At 65.9% G+C, this 19,187-nt stretch carries 18 protein-coding genes; 2 read left to right on the plus strand and 16 right to left on the minus strand.

Translation table 11 applies throughout. The features are described from left to right. Window positions 1–36: 36 nt before the first annotated feature. The 3 genes from ACSFBM_RS10245 to ACSFBM_RS10255 form a co-directional block, all read right to left on the minus strand. Window positions 37–1,185 carry an ABC transporter substrate-binding protein gene (locus tag ACSFBM_RS10245; protein ID WP_435436702.1) on the minus strand — a complete coding sequence of 383 codons (1,149 nt, stop codon included), beginning with the start codon at window positions 1,183–1,185 and terminating at the stop codon, window positions 37–39. Between the two features lie 114 nt (window positions 1,186–1,299). Further along, window positions 1,300–2,007 (minus strand): ABC transporter ATP-binding protein, encoded by a 708-nt coding sequence (locus ACSFBM_RS10250; protein ID WP_435484242.1) that lies wholly within the window; start codon window positions 2,005–2,007, stop codon window positions 1,300–1,302. A 1-nt stretch (window position 2,008) separates the two neighbouring features. Continuing rightward, window positions 2,009–2,779, minus strand: coding sequence for an ABC transporter ATP-binding protein (locus ACSFBM_RS10255; RefSeq protein WP_435484243.1), 771 nt, complete (start codon window positions 2,777–2,779; stop codon window positions 2,009–2,011). A 182-nt stretch (window positions 2,780–2,961) separates the two neighbouring features. On the opposite strand from ACSFBM_RS10255, the gene ACSFBM_RS10260 reads away from it, so the two are divergent. Further along, window positions 2,962–4,242 carry an AGE family epimerase/isomerase gene (locus tag ACSFBM_RS10260; RefSeq protein ID WP_435484244.1) on the plus strand — a complete coding sequence of 427 codons (1,281 nt, stop codon included), beginning with the start codon at window positions 2,962–2,964 and terminating at the stop codon, window positions 4,240–4,242. Between the two features lie 60 nt (window positions 4,243–4,302). Here the strand turns inward: ACSFBM_RS10260 and ACSFBM_RS10265 are convergent, their stop codons facing one another. The 4 genes from ACSFBM_RS10265 to ACSFBM_RS10280 are packed head-to-tail and all read right to left on the minus strand — an operon-like array spanning window position 4,303 to window position 9,287. Continuing rightward, window positions 4,303–5,865, minus strand: a complete 1,563-nt coding sequence (locus tag ACSFBM_RS10265; protein WP_435484245.1) for a DHA2 family efflux MFS transporter permease subunit — start codon at window positions 5,863–5,865, stop codon at window positions 4,303–4,305. 44 nt (window positions 5,866–5,909) lie between these two features. Further along, on the minus strand, window positions 5,910–7,253 hold the full coding sequence (locus ACSFBM_RS10270; RefSeq protein WP_435484246.1) for an HlyD family secretion protein: 1,344 nt from the start codon (window positions 7,251–7,253) through the stop codon (window positions 5,910–5,912). 38 nt (window positions 7,254–7,291) lie between these two features. Next, window positions 7,292–8,755, minus strand: coding sequence for an efflux transporter outer membrane subunit (locus ACSFBM_RS10275; RefSeq protein ID WP_435484247.1), 1,464 nt, complete (start codon window positions 8,753–8,755; stop codon window positions 7,292–7,294). Beyond that, window positions 8,748–9,287 carry a MarR family winged helix-turn-helix transcriptional regulator gene (locus ACSFBM_RS10280; protein WP_435484248.1) on the minus strand — a complete coding sequence of 180 codons (540 nt, stop codon included), beginning with the start codon at window positions 9,285–9,287 and terminating at the stop codon, window positions 8,748–8,750. Before ACSFBM_RS10280 ends, ACSFBM_RS10275 begins: the two co-directional genes overlap by 8 nt. A gap of 76 nt (window positions 9,288–9,363) precedes the next feature. Between ACSFBM_RS10280 and ACSFBM_RS10285 the strand changes: the two genes are divergently transcribed. After that, window positions 9,364–11,148 carry an ABC transporter transmembrane domain-containing protein gene (locus tag ACSFBM_RS10285; protein ID WP_435484249.1) on the plus strand — a complete coding sequence of 595 codons (1,785 nt, stop codon included), beginning with the start codon at window positions 9,364–9,366 and terminating at the stop codon, window positions 11,146–11,148. A 30-nt stretch (window positions 11,149–11,178) separates the two neighbouring features. Here the strand turns inward: ACSFBM_RS10285 and ACSFBM_RS10290 are convergent, their stop codons facing one another. Genes ACSFBM_RS10290 through nuoI form a run of 9 tightly spaced genes read right to left on the minus strand, consistent with a single transcriptional unit; the run spans window position 11,179 to window position 19,175 of the window. Next, a complete protein-coding gene (locus ACSFBM_RS10290) occupies window positions 11,179–11,631 on the minus strand; it encodes a DUF1178 family protein (RefSeq protein ID WP_435484250.1) in 453 nt (150 codons plus the stop codon). Window positions 11,632–11,638: 7 nt separating this feature from the next. Next, on the minus strand, window positions 11,639–12,244 hold the full coding sequence (locus tag ACSFBM_RS10295) for an NUDIX domain-containing protein (protein WP_435484251.1): 606 nt from the start codon (window positions 12,242–12,244) through the stop codon (window positions 11,639–11,641). A gap of 4 nt (window positions 12,245–12,248) precedes the next feature. Beyond that, entirely contained in the window at window positions 12,249–12,554 is a 306-nt protein-coding gene (locus tag ACSFBM_RS10300) for a DUF2818 family protein (RefSeq protein WP_435484252.1), read from the minus strand. 13 nt (window positions 12,555–12,567) lie between these two features. Next, a complete protein-coding gene (gene nuoN / locus ACSFBM_RS10305; protein ID WP_435436617.1) occupies window positions 12,568–14,055 on the minus strand; it encodes an NADH-quinone oxidoreductase subunit NuoN in 1,488 nt (495 codons plus the stop codon). A 26-nt stretch (window positions 14,056–14,081) separates the two neighbouring features. Then, window positions 14,082–15,560 carry an NADH-quinone oxidoreductase subunit M gene (locus ACSFBM_RS10310; RefSeq protein ID WP_435484253.1) on the minus strand — a complete coding sequence of 493 codons (1,479 nt, stop codon included), beginning with the start codon at window positions 15,558–15,560 and terminating at the stop codon, window positions 14,082–14,084. Window positions 15,561–15,584: 24 nt separating this feature from the next. Further along, on the minus strand, window positions 15,585–17,621 hold the full coding sequence (gene nuoL / locus ACSFBM_RS10315) for an NADH-quinone oxidoreductase subunit L (protein ID WP_435436615.1): 2,037 nt from the start codon (window positions 17,619–17,621) through the stop codon (window positions 15,585–15,587). A gap of 7 nt (window positions 17,622–17,628) precedes the next feature. Next, window positions 17,629–17,937 (minus strand): NADH-quinone oxidoreductase subunit NuoK, encoded by a 309-nt coding sequence (gene nuoK / locus ACSFBM_RS10320; RefSeq protein WP_019653383.1) that lies wholly within the window; start codon window positions 17,935–17,937, stop codon window positions 17,629–17,631. Next, a complete protein-coding gene (locus ACSFBM_RS10325) occupies window positions 17,934–18,593 on the minus strand; it encodes an NADH-quinone oxidoreductase subunit J (protein WP_435436614.1) in 660 nt (219 codons plus the stop codon). Before ACSFBM_RS10325 ends, nuoK begins: the two co-directional genes overlap by 4 nt. Before the next feature lie 36 nt (window positions 18,594–18,629). Continuing rightward, complete coding sequence (nuoI, locus tag ACSFBM_RS10330) at window positions 18,630–19,175, minus strand: NADH-quinone oxidoreductase subunit NuoI (RefSeq protein WP_435436613.1); 546 nt, start codon at window positions 19,173–19,175, stop codon at window positions 18,630–18,632. Between the last annotated feature and the right edge of the window lie 12 nt (window positions 19,176–19,187).

Below are 19,187 nucleotides of genomic sequence, written 5' to 3' on the forward strand. Positions count from 1 at the left end.
GACTTCGGTAAGTAAATCGTGATGGGCGTCAGCGCATCATTTCCAGGCCGCGCATTTCGTTTCCGCCTTGGTCGTGAAGACCTGGTCGCCCGGCAGCACCTTGAGCACCTTCAGGTAGTCCCACGGCTTCTTCGACTCGGCGGGCGACTTCGCTTCGACCAGGTACATGTCGTGGATGAAGCTGCCGTCGGCGCGGATCTGGCCCTTGCCGTAGAAGTCGTCGATCTTCATGCTCTTGAGCTGCGCCATCACCTTGTCGGAATCGGTGGTCTTGGCGGCGGCCACGGCCTTCAGGTAGGTGGTGGTGGCCGAGTAGTCGGCGGCCTGCACGTCGGTGGGCATGCGCTTGGTCTTCTCGAAGAAGCGGTTGGCGAACTTGCGCGTGTCGTCGTTCAGGTCCCAGTACCAGCTGGTGGTGTGCAGCAGGCCTTCGGTGTTCTTCAGGCCCAGGCTGTGGATGTCGCTCAGAAACACCAGCAGGCCCGCCGTCTTCATGGTCTTGTTGATGCCGAATTCCTTGGCCGCCTTGATGGCGTTGATGGTGTCGCCGCCGGCGTTGGCCAGCCCCAGGATCTGCGCCTTGGAGTTCTGCGCCTGCAGCAGGAACGAAGAGAAGTCCGACGCGTTCAGCGGATGGCGCACCGCGCCCACCACCGTGCCGCCCTTCTCTTTCACCACCTTGGTGGTGTCGGCTTCGAGCGCATGGCCGAAGGCGTAGTCGGCCGTCAGGAAGAACCAGCTCTTGCCGCCGCGGTCGACCACCGCCGCGCCCGTGCCCTTGGCCAGCGCCACGGTGTCGTAGGCGTAGTGCACGGTGTAGGGGCTGCACTGCTCGTTGGTGAGCACCGAGCTGCCGGCGCCGTTGTTGAAGTACACGCGCTTCTTTTCTTCCGCCACCTTGGCGGTGGCCAGCGCGGTGCCGGAGTTGGTGCCGCCGAAGATCATGGTCACGCCGGCCGTGTCGACCCACTCGCGGGCCTTGGAGGCGGCGATGTCGGCCTTGTTCTGGTGGTCTGCCACGAGCAGCTCGATGGGCTGGCCCAGCACCTTGCCGCCGAAGTCGTCGATGGCCATCTGGATGGCAGTGGCACCGCCCTTGCCTTCGAGGTCGGCGTACAGGCTGGACAGGTCGGTGACGAAGCCGATCTTCACTTTTTCCTGCGCCTGGGCGGCACCTGCGCTCATGGCGAGGACGGCGACGGCGGAGGCGATGAGGCCGAGTTTCTTGTTCATGGGGTTGTCTCCTGGAGGAATCTTTGTGGGATGAGCGTGCGGTCTTGTGGACGTTTCTTTTTCTTCTCAGACGCCGAGCAGCTCGGTGAGCACCGGCATCTTGGCTTCGAGTTCTGCAGCGCCGAACTTTTCGACGATGCGGCCGTGCTCCATCACGTAGAAGCGGTCGGCCAGCGGCGCGGCGAAGCGGAAGTTCTGCTCCACCATCACGATGGTGTAGCCCTTGGCGCGCAGCATGGTGATCATGCGGGCCAGCGCCTGCACGATGACCGGTGCCAGGCCTTCTGAAATCTCATCGAGCAGCAGCAGCTTGGCGCCCGTGCGCAGGATGCGCGCCACGGCCAGCATCTGTTGCTCGCCGCCCGAGAGCCGAGTGCCCTGGCTGTGGCGGCGCTCGGCCAGGTTGGGGAACATGGCGTAGATCTCCTCGACCGACATGCCGGGCCCCGCGCCCTTGAGCTCGGGCGGCAGCAGCAGGTTTTCTTCGCACGAGAGGCTCGCGAAGATGCCGCGCTCTTCCGGGCAGTAGCCGATGCCCAGGTGGGCAATGCGGTGCGTCGGCATGCCGATGGTCTCTTTGCCGTTGACCTCGATGCTGCCCTTGCGCGAGCCCGTCAGGCCCATGATGGCGCGCAGCGTGGTGGTGCGGCCCGCGCCGTTGCGGCCCAGCAGCGTGACGACTTCGCCGGGCTGCACGACCATGTCGACGCCGTGCAGAACGTGCGATTCGCCGTACCAGGCCTGCAGGCCCTTGATTTCCAATGCGGCCGTCATGTCAGTGGGCACCTTGCAACTGGCCGTCCGTCGTGCCCATGTAGGCCTCCATGACCTGCGGGTTCTTCGAGACTTCGGCGTAAGGGCCCTCGGCCAGCACGGCGCCGCGTTGCAGCACGGTGATGGTGTCGGCAATGGTCGAGACCACGCTCATGTTGTGCTCGACCATGAGGATGGTGCGCCCGGCCGACACGCGCTTGATGAGTTCGGCCACGCGGTGCACGTCTTCATGGCCCATGCCCTGGGTGGGCTCGTCGAGCAGCATCAAGTCGGGCTCCATGGCCAGCGTGGTCGCTATTTCGAGCGCGCGCTTGCGGCCGTAGGGCAGGTTCACGGTCTGCTCGTCGGCAAGCTCCTCCAGGCCCACTTCGGCCAGCAGTTCGCGCGCACGCGCATCGAGCGGCTTGAGCGACTTCTCGCTCTTCCAGAAGTGGTACGAGGTGCCCAGCCGGCGCTGCAGGCCGAGGCGCACGTTTTCCAGCAGCGTGAGGTGCGGGAACACGGCCGAGATCTGGAACGAGCGGATGATGCCGCGCCGTGCGATCTGCGCCGGGCGCTCGCCCGTGATGTCCTGACCGTTGAAGAGGATCGTGCCGGAGGTCGGCTCGAGGAACTTCGTCAGCAGGTTGAAGCAGGTCGTCTTGCCGGCGCCGTTGGGGCCGATGAGCGCGTGGATCGAACCGCGCACCACCGACAGGTCGACCTTGCTGACCGCGGTGAACCCTTTGAATTCCTTGGTGAGCTGGCGTGTTTCGAGGATGACGTCGCTCATCTCGCGAAGTCGCCCGGATGCGAAGAAAGAAAGTCGGTCATGCGGCCCATCTGAATGCGCCACTACCGGGCGCGGACTGATTGTTGGTGGGCGTCATGCAATTTCATACTGGGGCAAATGCCTATGCTGCAGTGCAACCTGTACGGGGTGGTACGGCGCAAGAATGGGTGACTGTCGCTGCGATGACAAAGAAGCCGTTGGTCGCTTCGACAGCGTCCGGATGGCTATCGCCACCACTTCCAGAACCGACCGCCCTGTCTTCGATGCCGAACTTCCGCTCGCCCGATTTCCTGACTGATCACATCCTGCACACGCTCGCGTTCTACGAGCCGCGTTGCCTGGACGCCTCGGGCGGGTTCTTTCATTTCTTCAAGGACGACGGCACGGTGTACGACCGGCGCACGCGCCATCTGGTGAGCAGCACGCGCTTCGTCTTCAACCACGCCATGGCCTACCGGCGCTTCGGCAATCCGGCGCACCAGAAGGCGGCGCGCCATGGCCTGGCCTTTCTTCAGCAGGGCCACGCGAAACACGAAGGCGGATACGCCTGGCAGATCGACTGGCAACGGCACGGCGCCACCGTGCAGGACGCCACCAACCACTGCTACGGCCTGGCCTTCGTGCTGCTCGCGCATGCGCATGCGCTGATGGCCGGCGTGGAAGAAGCGCGCGCGGGGCTGGCACACACCTGGGACCTGATGGAGCAGCATTTCTGGGAGCCGCAGCACCAGCTCTATGCCGACGAGGCCACCGCCGATTGGCGTGTGGGCGCCTACCGGGGCCAGAACGCCAACATGCATGCCTGCGAGGCGATGCTCGCCGCGTACGAGGCCACGCGCGAAGCGCGCTACCTGGCGCGGGCATCGGCGCTGGCGGAATCCGTCACGGGCCGGCAGGCTGCCCTGGCCGACGGACTGGTCTGGGAGCACTACCGCGAGGACTGGTCTGTCGACTGGGACTTCAACCGCGGCGACAAGACCGACATCTTCCGCCCCTGGGGTTTCCAGACCGGCCACCTCACCGAATGGGCCAAGCTGCTGCTGCAGCTGGAACGGCATCTCGCCGCGGCGGGCCGCGAGGCAGAGTGGATCGTGCCGCGCGCCCGGCACTTCTTCGACACCGCCATGTTCCGCGGCTGGGACGCCGACAACGGCGGGCTGGCCTACGGCTTCGGGCCCGACGGCACGGTGTGCGACGGCGACAAGTACTTCTGGGTGCAGGCCGAGAGCTTCGCCGCCGCCGCGCTGCTCGCGGTGCGCACCGGCGAGCCGGGCTACTGGGACTGGTACGACAGCATCTGGGCGTACAGCTGGGAGCACTTCGTCGATCACCGGCACGGTGCCTGGTACCGCATCCTCACGCCGCAGAACCGCAAGATCAGCGACGAGAAGAGCCCGGCCGGCAAGACCGACTATCACACCATGGGCGCGTGCCACGACGTGCTGCGCGCGCTCGGCACGTAAAAACCCCCGGGTCTTCTCGAAGAAGCCCGGGGGTCGCGTGGGTTGCCTGTCGGCTGTCGATCAGTGCGCGCCTGCCGCGGCGTCGCCACCGGCGCCGCCCTTTTGCGGCCTTGCCAGCCACACCAGCGGAATCAGCAGCAGGAACAGGATCGCCGAGGCATAGAAGATGTCGTTCGTGGCCAGCATGTAGGCCTGCTGGTCGACGATGCGGTTGATCTGTCCCAGCACCTGCTCGGTGCTGAGGCCGCTGCTCGCAAGACCCGACATCGCGCTGGTCGCCGCGTTGTTGCCCTGGTTGATCGTCTCCGAGAGCTGCGTGTGGTGCAGCGTGGCGCGGTTGTCCCACAGCGTGGTGGTGAGCGAGGTGCCCATGGCACCGGCCGTGATCCGCAGGAAGTTCGACAACCCCGACGCCGCCGGAATGCGGTCGGGCGTGAGGCCCGACAGCGTGATGGTCACCAGCGGAATGAAGAAGAACGCCATCGCGATGCCCTGGATCACCGTCGGGATGATGATGGTGACGAAGTCGGCCTGCGTGTTGAAGTTCGACCGCATCCACAGCACCAGCGCGAACACCAGGAACGAGAAGGTCGCGTAGCGGCGCGGATCGATCTTGGCCACCGTGAGCCCGACGATCGGCGAGAAGAAGATCGCCAGCAGCCCCACGGGCGCCATGATCATCCCCGCCTGCGTCGCGGTGTAGCCCATCCACTGCTGCAGCCATAGCGGCAGCAGCACCACGTTGCCGAAGAACAGGCCGTACGCCACGGCGGTTGCCACGGCACCCGACCAGAAGTTGCGGCGCTTGAACAGCGACAGGTCGACCACCGGGTGCTTGTCGGTCAGCTCCCAGATCAGGAAGAACGCGAAGCCGACCACGGCCACCACCGCCATGGTGACGATCTGCGGCGAGTGGAACCAGTCGAGCTCCTTGCCCTTGTCGAGCATGAGCTGCATGGAGCCGACCCACAGCACCAGCAGCGCGAGGCCGATGGCGTCGATGGGCACCTTGCGCGTGGTGCTCTCGCGCTTGCGATACAGCGCCCAGGTGATGGAAGCCGCGACGATGCCCACCGGGATGTTGATGTAGAAGATCCACGGCCACGAGATGTTGTCGGTGATCCAGCCGCCCAGCAGCGGCCCCATCACCGGCGCGACCAGCGTGGTCATCGACCACATGGCCATCGCCAGGCCCGCCTTGGCGCGCGGGTAGCTCGACAGCAGCAGCGTCTGCGACAGCGGGATCATCGGACCGGCGACAAAGCCCTGCAGCGCGCGGAAGGCGATCAGCGTGGTCATGTTCGGCGCCAGGCCGCACAGCAGCGAGGCGACCATGAACAGGATCACGCTGGCCATGAACAGGCGAACCTGCCCGAAGCGCTGGGTCATGAAACCCGTGAGCGGCACCGCGATGGCGTTGGCCACCGCGAAGCTGGTGATGACCCAGGTGCCTTGCGTGGTGCTCACGCCCAGGTCACCCGAGATGGCGGGCAACGACACGTTGGCGATCGACGAGTCGAGCACGTTCATGAAGGTTGCCGCAGAAAGCGCGATGGTGCCCCACACGCGGGCAGAGCCCTCGAGTGGCGCGTGCGCTATGTAGGCAGGAGCAGCAGTGGCCATGTGCGGTCGCGCGGGCTCTGTTTACCTGAAGGAAGCGCGGGCGATCAGCCCGGCTGGCCTTGCACGGCCACGGAGGCCGCGCCTGGCGTGGTCGCAGGCGCGGCCGAACCCTTCGAAGGCACGGCGGCGGTGGCCGGTGCGCTGCGCCCGAGGTTGGCCGAGACGATGCGGTCCACTTCGGCGTCGGCGCCGTGGTCGAGCTGGCTGTACACCGCCGTCTGCGTCAGCGCGGTGGCGCGCGGCGCGTCGGCGAGCATCTTGCCGCTCTTGGACGAGATGTCGATCTCCGCGTCCATCGACAGGCCGATGCGCAGCGGGTTGGCCTTGAGCTGCTCGGGGTCGAGCGCAATGCGCACGGGCACGCGCTGCACCACCTTGATCCAGTTGCCGGTGGCGTTCTGCGCGGGCAGCAACGCAAAGGCGCTGCCGGTGCCCACGCCGAGGCCCGCAACCTTGCCGGTGTATTCGACCTTCTTGCCGTACACGTCGGCCGTGAGCTTCACGGGCTGGTCGATGCGGATGTTGCGCAGCTGCACTTCCTTGAAGTTGGCGTCGACCCACAGCTGGTTGAGCGGCACGATCGACATCATCGGCGTGCCGGCGGCCACACGCTGGCCGAGCTGCACGGTGCGCTTGGCCACGTAACCGTCGACCGGCGCGGGCATGGCGACGCGTTGCGTGGCCAGGTAGGCCTCGCGCACCTTGGAGGCGGCGGCCAGCACGCTCGGGTGCTGGGCCACGCTGGTGCCTTCGGTCAGCGACTGGTTGCTGACCAGCGCTTCCTTGGCGGCGACGACGCCGGCCTGCGCGGCGGCGAGCTGGCTCTTGGCGGTGTCGAGCTGCGTCTCGGCGTGGTTGAGTTCTTCCTTCGACACGGCGCCGTTGCCCGACAGCGCGCGGCGGCGCTGCAGGTCGTCCTGTGCCTTGGCGATGTCGCTCTGCGCCTTGACGATGTCCGACTGGCGCAGCGTGACCTGCGCGGCCAGCGAGCCGTTGTTGGCGTACAGGGTGCGCACCTGGCGCACGGCCTGCGCAAGCGCGGCCTCGGCCTGCTCGAGCGCCACCTTGGCGTCGGCCGGGTCGAGCTGCACCAGCGGCTGGCCGGCCCTGACGAAGTCGGTGTCGTCCGCGCCGATGGCCATCACGGTGCCGCCGATCTGCGGCGTGATCTGGATGACGTTGCCCGACACGTAGGCGTTGTCGGTGTCCTCGTAGTGGCTGGCCACCAGCCATTCGTAAATGCCCCAGCCGCCGCCGGCGACGATCACCACCGCGGCGAGCGCGGTGAGTGCGCGACGGCGCTTGCCGTTGCTCGCCGGCGCCTCGGGCGCCGTGGGGTTTGCGGAGGCTGCGGCAGCAGCGGGCGTCGGAGTGTTGTTATCGCTCATGGTGAAGTTCTTTCCGAAGACGAGAGAGTCGAGTCAGTTCAGTGGTTCAGTGCGGCCGTCGCGGTGGCCGGTGGCTGCCAGCCGCCGCCCAGTGCGCGCGCCAGCGCCACCTGCGTGTCGAGCGCGCGCGCGGCGAGATCGACCGCCAGGCGGCGTTGCGCCAGCACGGCGGTTTCTGCCGTCAGCACGTTGAGGTAATTGCCCAGGCCCGCGCGGTAGCGCTGCACGGCGATGTCGTAGGCGCCTTCGGCCGCGGTCTGCGCGGCGCGCTGCTCGGTCTGCTGGCGCGCGATCGACTGCGCGCTGGCCACCTGGTCGGCGGCGTCGCGCACCGCATCGATCACGGCGGCGTTGTAGCTTTCGATGGCCACGTCGAGGTCGGCCGACTTGCCGCGCAGGTTGGCGCGCAGCTTGCCGCCTTCGAAGATCGGCAGGCTGATGGCCGGGCCCACGCCCCACTGCTCGCTGCCCGACTTGAGCAGCTTGCCGAAGCCCAGGCTCTGGAAGCCTGCGAAGGCCGTGAGGTTCACGTTGGGATAGAAGAGCGTCTTGGCGTTGGCCACGTCGCTGGTGGCAGCCTCGACGCGCCAGCGCGCGGCGGCGATGTCGGCGCGGCGGCCCAGCAGATCGGCGGGAATGTTGGCCTGCAGGGCCATCGTCTTCACGCTTTCGAGCACGGGCGGCTTGAGCGAGGCCGACACGTTGGGCTGGCCCACGAGCGCGTCGAGCGCATGCTGCTGCAGCGCGATCTGCTCGTTGAGCGCTTCGATCTGCTGGCGTGCCTCGGGCAGGCCACCTTCGCTCTGGCGCAGTTCGAGGCGGGTGTCGAGGCCGGCGGACACGCGGTCGCGCACCAGCTTGAGCGTTTCGTCGCGCTGGGCCAGCGTGCGCCGGGCCACGGTGAGCTGGTCGTTCAGGCGCGCCCACTGGAAGTAGCTGCGCGCCACGTTGCTCGCGAGCAGCACGCGGGCTGCATCGGCATCGGCGGCCGCGGCGTTGGCCGCGCCGATGGCGCTGTCCAGCGCGCTGCGGTTCTTGCCGAAGAAGTCGAGCTCCCAGCTGGCGCTGAGCTGCAGCAGGCCGATGTTCTGCGTGGAGCCGCCCAGCGGCGCCGGGTAGATGTAGTTGCTGTTGAACTTCTGGCGGTTCAGGTCGAAGTCGCCCTTGACCTGCGGCTTGAGGGCCGCGCCGGCAATGTCGGCCGAGGCCTGCGCGCGCGCGAGGCGGGCCTGCGCGACCTGCAGGTTCGGGTTGCCGGCCACGGCCTGGTCGATCAACGAATTGAGCTGCGTGTCGCCGAATGCGAACCACCACTGGCCGTCGAGCCGGGACGCCGGCACCGCGGCGGTGTCGGGCGCAATGCCCAGCGACGAGGCGTCGCGCAGCTTGGCCTGCGAGCCGATGCCGGCCATGTCGGCACAGCCGGCCAGTGCGACCACCAGCAACGCGGCGGCCACGACAGAAGTGCGACGCGGTGCGCGCACGGCGAGGGAATCAGTCATTTTTATCTCCACGGACCGCGAGGGCCTGTGCGTTGTCGAGGATGCGGCGCAAGTAGCCCTTCAGCTGCTCCCATTCCTCATTGGAAAAACCTGCAAGGTGTTCGTTCTGGACGCGGCTCAGCACGTAAGGCACTTCCTTGGCGGCGGAACGGCCTTCGTCAGTGAGCTCGATGTTGACCACGCGGCGGTCTTCGAGCGAGCGCACGCGCCGGCACAGGCCCTTGGCCTCTAGGCGGTCGAGCAGGCGCGTCATGGCGCCGGTATCGAGCTCGCAGGCGCGGGCCAGTTCGGCCACCGTGGTGGCGGCGCCGACATGCAATTTGTAGAGAGGCACCCACTGCGGATAGGTCGGGCTGCCGGGCTCGCAGATGCGGCTTTCGATCGACTGGCCGACGGCCGTCACGATGCGGCGCATCAGGTAGCCGATGCTCTCCTCGGTCTGGTAGGTCTCCGGCCGATAAAAGGCGGCAGGCGCGCGACGCTCGGCGTCGGTGGAGGCCGACGAAGCTGGGTTGGAATTGGCATCGCTCATGGCCAAAATATTAGCTGCCATGACAGTTATTGTCAAGGCTGCCTTTGTGGGGGCAAGGGATCGTTAGAATCAGCGCATGGCTTCTAATGCACCGTCTTCCCAGGCCAAGGGCTCGCCCCGGTCGCTGTCTGGCCTGAGCCCTTTTCTCCGCCCCTACCGCGTCCAGATCGTCCTGGCGGCCATCTTTTTGGTGATGGCAGCGGTCACTACGCTGGCTTTTCCTATCGCCTTGCGCAGCCTGATTGACGGAGGTTTGATCAACCCCGACAAGGGCGCTCAGACCATGGCACTGCGCGAGCACTTCGGCGCCCTCTTCGCGGTGGCCGTGGCGCTGGGCCTTTTCTCTGCGGCGCGCTTCTACACGGTGAGCTGGCTGGGCGAGCGGGTCACCGCCGACATCCGCAACGCGGTCTACGGCCACGTGCTGACGCAGAGCCCGGCGTTCTTCGAAACCACGCAGACTGGCGAAGTGCTGTCGCGCCTGACGGCCGATACCACGCTGGTCCAGACGGTGGTGGGCTCGTCGCTGAGCATGGGCCTGCGCAATGCCGTCATGGGCGTGGGCGCACTGGCCGTGCTGGTATGGACCAACCCCTACGTGATGGTGCAGGTGCTGGGCATCCTGGTGCTGGTGGTGCTGCCGAGCATGTGGTTCGGCCGCCGCGTGCGCAAGCTGTCGCGCGCCAGCCAGGACCGCGTGGCCGATTCGAGCGCCATCGCCGCCGAAGTGCTCAACGCCATCCCCGTGGTGCAGAGCTACACGGCCGAAGGCCGCGAGGCGGCGCGCTTCAACGGCTCCACCGAAAACGCCTTCAGCACCGCCGTGCGGCGCACCAAGGCGCGCTCGGTGCTGGTCGCGTTCATCATCATCGCGACCTCGGCCGCGCTGCTGTGGGGCCTGTACCAGGGCACGCAGGCCGTGCTGCGGGGCGACATCACGGCCGGCCACCTGGGCCAGACCGTGGTCTACGTGGCCATCCTGGCAAGCGCCACCGCGGTGCTCGGCGAGGTGTACGGCGACCTGCTGCGCGCCGCTGGCGCCACCGAGCGCCTGATGGAACTGCTGCATGCGCCCGCGGCCATCGCTTCACCCTCGAACCCGGCGGTCGCGCCCGTCCCTGTTGCGGGCAGCGCCATCAAATTCGATGCGGTGACCTTTCACTACCCGTCGCGTCCCGGCACGCCGGCGCTGCGCGACTTCAGCCTCGATGTCGCGCCCGGCGAAACCGTCGCGCTGGTGGGATCGAGCGGCGCGGGCAAGAGCACGGTGTTCCAGCTGCTGTTGCGCTACTACGACCCGCAGTCCGGCCGCCTGCTGCTCGACGGCACGCCGCTGGCCTCGCTCGCCCTGCCCGACCTGCGCACCCGCATCGGCCTGGTGCCGCAGGACGCGGTGATCTTCTCGACCAGCGCCTTCGAGAACATCCGCTACGGCCGCCCGGAGGCCACCGCCGACGAGGTGCATGCCGCCGCGCGCGCCGCCTTCGCGCACGACTTCCTGCAGGCGCTGCCCGAGGGCTACGACACCTTCCTGGGCGAGCGCGGCGTGCGCCTGTCGGGCGGACAGCGCCAGCGCATCGCGATTGCGCGCGCCATCCTCAAGAACCCGCCGCTGCTGCTGCTCGACGAAGCCACGAGCGCGCTCGATGCGGAAAGCGAACGCATGGTGCAGGCGGCACTGGAATCGGCGATGGAAAACCGCACCACGGTCGTGATCGCCCACAGGCTGGCGACGGTGCAGAAGGCCGACCGCATCGTGGTGCTGGACCACGGCGGCATCGTCGAGCAGGGAACGCACGCGACGCTGGTCGCGCAAGGCGGCGTCTATGCGCGCCTGGCGGCACTGCAGTTCACGGCCTGAACGGACTGAAGGCCGCGAGCGCCGGGCCGACTACTGCAGGGTTTCCTTGAGCGACGCCGGTATCGGCAGCGCCATCACCGCAATGCCTTCGTCGAGCAGCGCCTCGGTCTGCTCGGGCGTGGCCTGGCCGCGGATGCCGCGTTCCTGGGCTTCGCCGTAGTGCATCTTGCGGGCTTCGTCGGCAAAGCGCTCGCCCACGTCCTCGGTCTTCGCCATGACCTCGCGCATGGCGCGCATCCAGCGGGCTTCGGGTGAAAGCTCCGTGGAAACGCTCGAAGAGGCGGCCGGCGCAGAGGCTTCCTGCGGTGGCTTCGCGTTGCCGAGATTGAGGCGCGGCGCGCTCAGCAGCTTGACGATGGCGGTGTCGCCGCAGACCGGGCATTCGACCAGTCCGCCCGCCAGCTGGGTCTCGAAGGCCTCTGTGGACGCGAACCAGCCCTCGAAGCCATGGCCGTGTGCGCAGCGGAGATCGAGAACCTTCATGCGCGGATTATCCCGCGCCGCCTTGTTCGGGCACGGCCTTCCAGTCCAGTGCCCATGCGCCGGACAGGACGTTCTGCAGCCAGAGCGTGCAGGTCAGCGTCTTGGCATCGGTCACGCTGCCGTCGCGGCACCAGCCGGCCAGCTCTGCGGGCGTGGCCGTGAACACGTCCAGAAACTCGCCATGGTCGAGCTGGCGCTCGCCGAGCGTGAGGCCGCGCGCAAAGTAGATGTGGATGATCTCGGTCGAGTACGCCACCGCCAGGTGCATCGCACCCGCGTGCGCCCATTCGCGCGCGGTGTAGCCGGTTTCCTCGAGCAGCTCGCGCCGGCCGCAGACGAAGGGGTCTTCCCCCGCGTCGAGCTTGCCGGCCGGGAACTCGATCATCACATGGCCGACCGGGTAGCGAAACTGCCGCTCCAGCACCACGCGGCCGTCGTCCAGCAACGGAATCACCACCACGGCACCCGGGTGCACCACGTACTCGCGCGTGGCGCTGTGGCCGTCGGGCAGGCGGATGGTGTCTCGCTTGGCCTGCAGGAAGTTGCCCTTGAAGAGCTCCTCGCTGCGGACCAGCTCTTCCCTCAGGTGCGAATCGGTGGTGGGTGAAGTCATGTCGTCAGTGCCTGTGTTTCATCAGGTAGCGCCAGGTGAACCCCGGAAAGGCCAGCACGATGAACAACGCGCCGGTCACCGCATAGAACTCCCACCCCTGCGGGGCGATCTGCCCTGCCCTGCGCTCGAACAGCAGCCCGATGCCGCCGGCCAGAAAGTACAAGACCACCAGTTCGGCCAGGCGCACTGCGAGCGACTTGGGTCGCGTGGGCAGTGGCACGGCGCCGAACAGACGGTCGTTGAAGAAAGGCAGGTTGGCGGCCACCAGGGCCACCAGCAGAACAACCCAGACCGACGCGGTTTGCGACACCGGGTGTTGCGCGTCAGTGGGCCAGCGTGGCCACGATCGCGTCGTAGCAAAGCGTCATGAGCCCGCCGGGCACGATCCCCAGTATCAGGATCAGCGCGCCGTTGATCGTGAGCACGACGCGCACGTCGCGCGGCGCCGACACGGTGGTCGCCGTGACCGGGGCGTCGAAGTACATGACCTTGACCACGCGCAGGTAGTAGAAGGCGCCGATCAGCGACATCATCACCGCGAACACGGCCAGGCCGATGTAGATGGCATGGCCCGACGCGATCAGCGCCTGCAGCACGGCCAGCTTCGCGTAGAAGCCCACCAGCGGCGGCAGGCCGGCCAGCGAGAACATGGCGATGGCCATCACGCCGGCGTACAGCGGGCTGCGCTGGTTCAGGCCTGCGAGGTCGGTGATCTCTTCGCTTTCGAAGCCTTCGCGCGCCAGCAGCAGGATGATGCCGAAGCTCGCCAGCGTGGTCAGCACGTAGGTCACGATGTAGAACATCGAGGCGCTGTAGGCGAACTGGGCGTTGTAGGTGCCCTGCTGGTCCGAACCGGCCACCAGGCCGAGGAGCATGAAGCCCATCTGCGAGATGGTCGAGTACGCCAGCATCCGCTTCAGGTTGCTTTGCGCAATGGCCGCCAGGTTGCCGACCAGCAGCGAGGCGATGGCCAGCACCGCCAGCATCTGCTGCCAGTCGATGGCCAGCGGTTGCAGCGCATCGACCAGCAGGCGAATGATGATCGCGAAGGCGGCCAGCTCGGGCGCGGCGCCGATCAGCAGCGTGATCGCCGTCGGCGCGCCCTGGTAGACGTCGGGCACCCACATGTGGAACGGCGCAGCGCCCACCTTGAAGGCCAGGCCGGCCACGATGAACACCAGGCCGAACACCAGCACCTGGTGGTTCACCTTGCCGCTGGCGATGGCCTTGAACACCTCGTTCACGTCGAGCGAACCCGTGGCGCCGTACATCATCGACAGGCCGTACAGCAGGAAGCCGCTGGCCATGGCGCCGAGCACGAAGTACTTCATGGCCGCCTCGCTGGCCACCGCGTTGTCGCGGCGTAGCGCCACCAGCGCATAGCTCGACAGCGTGAGCAGTTCCAGGCCCAGGTAGATCAGCAGGAAGTTGCTGCCCGAGATCATCACGAACATGCCCAGCAGCGCGAACATGCTCATGGTGAACATCTCGCCGCCGCGCAGCATGTCGCGGTCGGCCGCATAGGGACGGCCGTAGACCAGCGTGACCATCAGGGCGATGGTGGCGAAACACTTGAGCCAGTTGCCCATCGGGTCGCTCACGACCATGCCACCGAAGCCATAGGCCGTCTTGCCGTTGAGGGCCGCAAGGCCCGACAGCACACCGACCACGGCGAGCGTGAGCAGCGTCAGCACATAGGTGCGCGTGCGGCGATGGTCCGTGGTCGACAGGTCGACCAGCGCAATGATGCAGGTCATGACCAGCAACACGATTTCAGGGTAGATCGTGACCCAGCTGATTTTGTCAATCATCTCGTTCTCTTGTCTTCAGCGTGGAATCAGGAAGGCAGCTTCGAAATCGCCACATGGCGCAGGAGCTCGACCACCGAGGCGTCCATGGCGTCGGTGAAAGGCTTCGGATACAGGCCCATCCAAAGCACGGCGATGGCCAGCAGCGACAGCATCACGAACTCGCGGGCGTTGATGTCCTTGAGCTCCTTGACGTGGTCGTTGCCGACCGGGCCCAGGTACACGCGCTTGTACATCCACAGCGTGTAGGCCGCTCCGAAGATCAGCGCGGTGGCCGCACCGAGGCCGACCCAGAAGTTGGCCTTCACGGCGCCCAGGATCACCATCCACTCGCCCACGAAACCGGCGGTGCCCGGCAGGCCGCAATTGGCCATGGCGAACAGCAGCGCGAACGCGGCGAACTTGGGCATGGTGTTGACCACGCCGCCGTAGTCGGCGATCTGGCGCGAGTGCACGCGGTCGTACAGCACGCCGATGCCCAGGAACATGGCGCCCGAGACGAAGCCGTGCGCAATCATCTGCACGATGCCGCCGGACACGCCGAGCTCGTTGAAGATGAAGAAGCCCAGCGTCACGAAGCCCATGTGCGCGACCGACGAATACGCCACCAGCTTCTTCATGTCCTGCTGCACCAGCGCGACCAGGCCCACGTAGATCACCGCGATCAGCGACAGCGCGATCATGAGCCAGGCCCATTCGTGCGACGCATCGGGGGCGATGGGCATCGAGAAGCGCAGGAAGCCGTAGGCGCCCAGCTTCAGCATGATCGCGGCCAGCACGGCGGAACCGCCGGTGGGCGCCTCGACGTGCACGTCGGGCAGCCAGGTGTGCACCGGCCACATCGGCACCTTCACCGCGAAGGCCGCGAAGAAGGCGAAGAACAGGAAGGTCTGCGCGGTCGACCCCAGCGGCAGCTTGTGCCAGGCCAGGATGTCGAAGCTGCCGCCCGACTTGTTGTACAGGAAGATCAGCGCCACCAGCATCAGCAGCGAGCCGAGCAAGGTGTACAGGAAGAACTTGAACGCCGCGTAGATCTTGTTCGGGCCGCCCCAGATACCGATGATCAGGTACATCGGGATCAGCGTGGCTTCGAAGAACACGTAGAACAGGATGCCGTCGAGCGCGGAGAACACGCCGATCATGAAACCCGACAGGATCAGGAACGCGCCCATGTACTGGTTCACGCGCTCGGTGATCACTTCCCAGGCCGAGATCACGACGATGACCGTGATGAACGACGTCAGCAACACCAGCCAGAGCGACATGCCGTCGATCCCGAGGTGGTAGTTGACGTTGAAGCGCGAGATCCAGCTCGTCTTCTCGACGAACTGCATGGCGGCGGTGCCGTTGCGGAAACCCGTGAACAGCGGCACCGTGACCAGGAAGCTCACGATGGCGCCGACGAGGGCGACCCAGCGGACGCCCTTGGCGTGCTCGTCACGGCCAAACGCCAGCAGCGCGACGCCGAATGCGATCGGCACCCAGATGGCAAGGCTCAACAAACCCATTTTTCTTTTTCTCCAGCGCTAGGCTCAGCGTTTGAACCAGACGAAATACGTCATCAGGATGAAGATGCCCAGCAGCATCGCGAAGGCGTAGTGATAGATGTAGCCCGACTGCATCCAGCGCACCACACCTGAAATACGGCCGACCAGCTTCCACGAACCATTGACCACGGCGCCGTCGATGAGGGCTTGGTCGCCACCCTTCCACAGGCCGGTGCCGAGCGCACGCGTGCCGCGGGCGATGATGTTCTCGTTGATCCAGTCGAGGTAGTACTTGTTTTCCAGCAGGCGGTAGATCGGGCCGCAGGCACGCTTGATCGCGGCCGGCAGCGCCGGGTTGATCATGTACATGTACCAGGACAGGACCACGCCAGCCAGTGCCAGCCAGAAAGGTGCCGTCGTCAGGCCGTGGATGGCCATGGCCACCGGACCGTGGAAGGCTTCTTCCAGTTCTTTCATGGCGTGGTGCTTGGCACCGTCCACGAAGATCGCGTTCTTGAAGAACTCGCCGAACAGCATCGGCTCGATCGTCATGAAGCCGATCACCACCGAGGGAATGGCCAGCAGCACCAGCGGCAGCCAGACCACCATCGGCGACTCGTGCGGCTTGTGGGCCTCGTGACCGTGGCCATGATCGTCGTGGCCATGGCCGTGGTCGTCATGGTGCGCATCAGGGTTCTGGTCGTAGCGTTCCTTGCCGTGGAAGACCAGGAAGTACATGCGGAACGAGTAGAACGCCGTGATGAACACGCCGGCCAGCACCGCGTAGTACGCGAAGTTCGCGCCCCACAGGTGGCTTTCGTGCACCGCTTCGATGATGCTGTCCTTCGAGTAGAAGCCGGCGAAGAACGGCGTGCCGATCAGCGCGAGCGAACCCAGCAGCGACGTGATCCAGGTGATCGGCATGTACTTGCGCACGCCGCCCATCCAGCGGATGTCCTGGTTGTGGTGCATGCCGATGATCACCGAGCCGGCACCGAGGAACAGCAGCGCCTTGAAGAACGCGTGCGTCATCAGGTGGAACACGGCCACCGAGTAGGCCGAGGCACCGAGCGCCACGGTCATGTAGCCGAGCTGCGAGAGCGTCGAGTACGCGACCACGCGCTTGATGTCGTTCTGGATGATGCCCAGGAAGCCCATGAACAGTGCGGTGATGGCGCCGATCACGAGGATGAAGCTCAGGGCCGTGTCGCTCAGCTCGAACAGCGGCGACATGCGCGCCACCATGAAGATGCCGGCGGTCACCATCGTGGCCGCGTGGATCAGCGCGGAGATGGGGGTCGGGCCTTCCATCGAGTCGGGCAGCCACACGTGCAGCGGGAACTGCGCGCTCTTGCCCATCGCACCGATGAACAGGCAGATGCAGATCACGGTGATCAGCATCCATTCGGTGCCCGGGAAGGTGATGCCGGCCAGCGTGTTCGCCTTGGCGAAGGCTTCGGTGTAGTTCAGCGTGCCGGCGTAGGCCGCAATGAGGCCGATGCCCAGGATGAAGCCGAAGTCGCCCACGCGGTTGACCAGGAAGGCCTTCATGTTCGCGAAGATGGCGGTCGGCTTGTTGAACCAGAAACCGATCAGCAGGTACGACACCAGGCCCACCGCTTCCCAGCCGAAGAACAGCTGGAGCATGTTGTTGCTCATGACGAGCATCAGCATCGAGAAGGTGAACAGCGAGATGTACGCGAAGAAACGGTTGTAGCCGTCGTCTTCTTCCATGTAGCCGATGGTGTAGATGTGGACCATCAGCGACACGAAGGTCACGACGCACATCATCATGGCGGTGAGGCCGTCGACCATGAAGCCGACTTCCATCTTCAGGCCGCCCACCACCATCCACTCGTAGAGGGTGGCGTTGAAGCGTGCACCGTCGGCCACCACGCTCTTGAGCGTCATGGCCGAGATGATGAAGGCGACCAGCACGCCCAGGATGGTCAGCGAATGCGTGACCTTGCGGCCGATGTGATTGCCGCCGAACTTCGTGCCGAACAGGCCGGCGACAGCGGCGCCGACCAGGGGTGCCAGCGGCACGGCCAGCAAGGTGGATGCGGAAAGGGTTGCGCTCATGTTGCTTTCAACCCTTGAGCGAGTTGAGTTCGTCCACGTTGATGTTCGACTTGTTGCGGAACAGCAGAACCAGCAGCGCCAGCCCGATGGCCGACTCGGCCGCAGCCACCGTCAGGATGAAGAACACGAAGATCTGGCCGTGCATGTCGCCCAGGAAGTGCGAGAACGCCACGAAGTTCATGTTGACCGCGAGCAGCATCAGTTCGATGGCCATCAGCAGCACGATCAGGTTCTTGCGGTTCAGGAAGATGCCGATCACCGACAGCGCGAAGAGCATCGCGCCGAGCGAAAGAAAGTGTCCTAGCGTGAGCGTCATGCCTTGTTTTCCTTTGCAGCATCCGCAGCTGCAGCTTCAGCCACAGGTTCGGCCGCACGCGTCACCGGCATCTGCACGATGCGCACGCGGTCACGCGCCTTCACGCGCACCTGGTCGGCCGGATTCACGTACTTGCTGTCCTTGCGGGTGCGCAACGTCAACGCGATGGCGGCCACGATGGCCACGAGCAGGATGACCGCGGCAATTTCCAGCGGGTAGAGGTATTCGGTGTACAGCAACTTGCCCAGTTCGAGCGTGTTGGAGGCATCGGCCGCCATCGGGCCAGAGGCCGCGCGAGGTGCCTCGCCCAGGCGGAAGCCGCCCATCAGCACGGCCGCCATTTCGAGCGCAATGAGCGCACCCACGCCAGCGGCCAGCGGGAAGTGCTTCCAGAAGCCCTCTCGCAGGCCGTCGACGTTGATGTCCAGCATCATCACGACGAACAGGAACAGCACCATCACGGCGCCGACATACACCAGCACCAGCGAGATCGCGAGGAACTCGGCGCGCAGCAGCAACCAGATGGCCGAAGCCTGGAAGAAGGCCAGCACCAGGTACAGCGCGGCGTACACGGGGTTGCGGGCGGTGATGACGCGGAAGGCTGCAAACAGCAGCACCGCGGCAAACAGATAGAACAGACCGGTCTTGACGTCCATGGAATTCGAATGGGTACGGGGTTCGGGCTGGTCGGATCAGCGGTACTTGGCGTCAGCCGCCTTGTTCGCTGCAATTTCTTTTTCGTAGCGATCGCCCACGGCCAGGAGCATGTCCTTCGTGAAGTACAGGTCGCCGCGCTTTTCGCCGTGGTATTCGAAGATGTGCGTCTCCACGATCGAGTCCACCGGGCAGCTTTCTTCGCAGAAGCCGCAGAAGATGCACTTGGTCAGGTCGATGTCGTAGCGCGTCGTGCGGCGCGAGCCGTCGTCACGCACATCCGATTCGATGGTGATGGCCAGTGCCGGGCAAACGGCTTCGCAGAGCTTGCAGGCGATGCAGCGTTCTTCGCCGTTTTCGTAGCGGCGCAGCGCGTGCAGGCCGCGGAAGCGCGGCGACAGCGGCGTCTTCTCTTCGGGGAACTGGACAGTGATCTTGCGGGCGAAGGCGTACTTGCCGGTGACGGCCAGCCCCTTGAACAGCTCGAACAGCATGAAGCTGCTCAGGAAGTCCTTGAGCGAGAACGGCGCGGACGCAAGCTTGGAAGGGCGCGCGGACGCGCCGGCGGTGTGCGCAGCAGACATGGTATTGGCGCT

The sequence above is a fragment of the Variovorax pasteuri genome (assembly GCF_051216435.1).
Taxonomy (GTDB): domain Bacteria; phylum Pseudomonadota; class Gammaproteobacteria; order Burkholderiales; family Burkholderiaceae_C; genus Variovorax.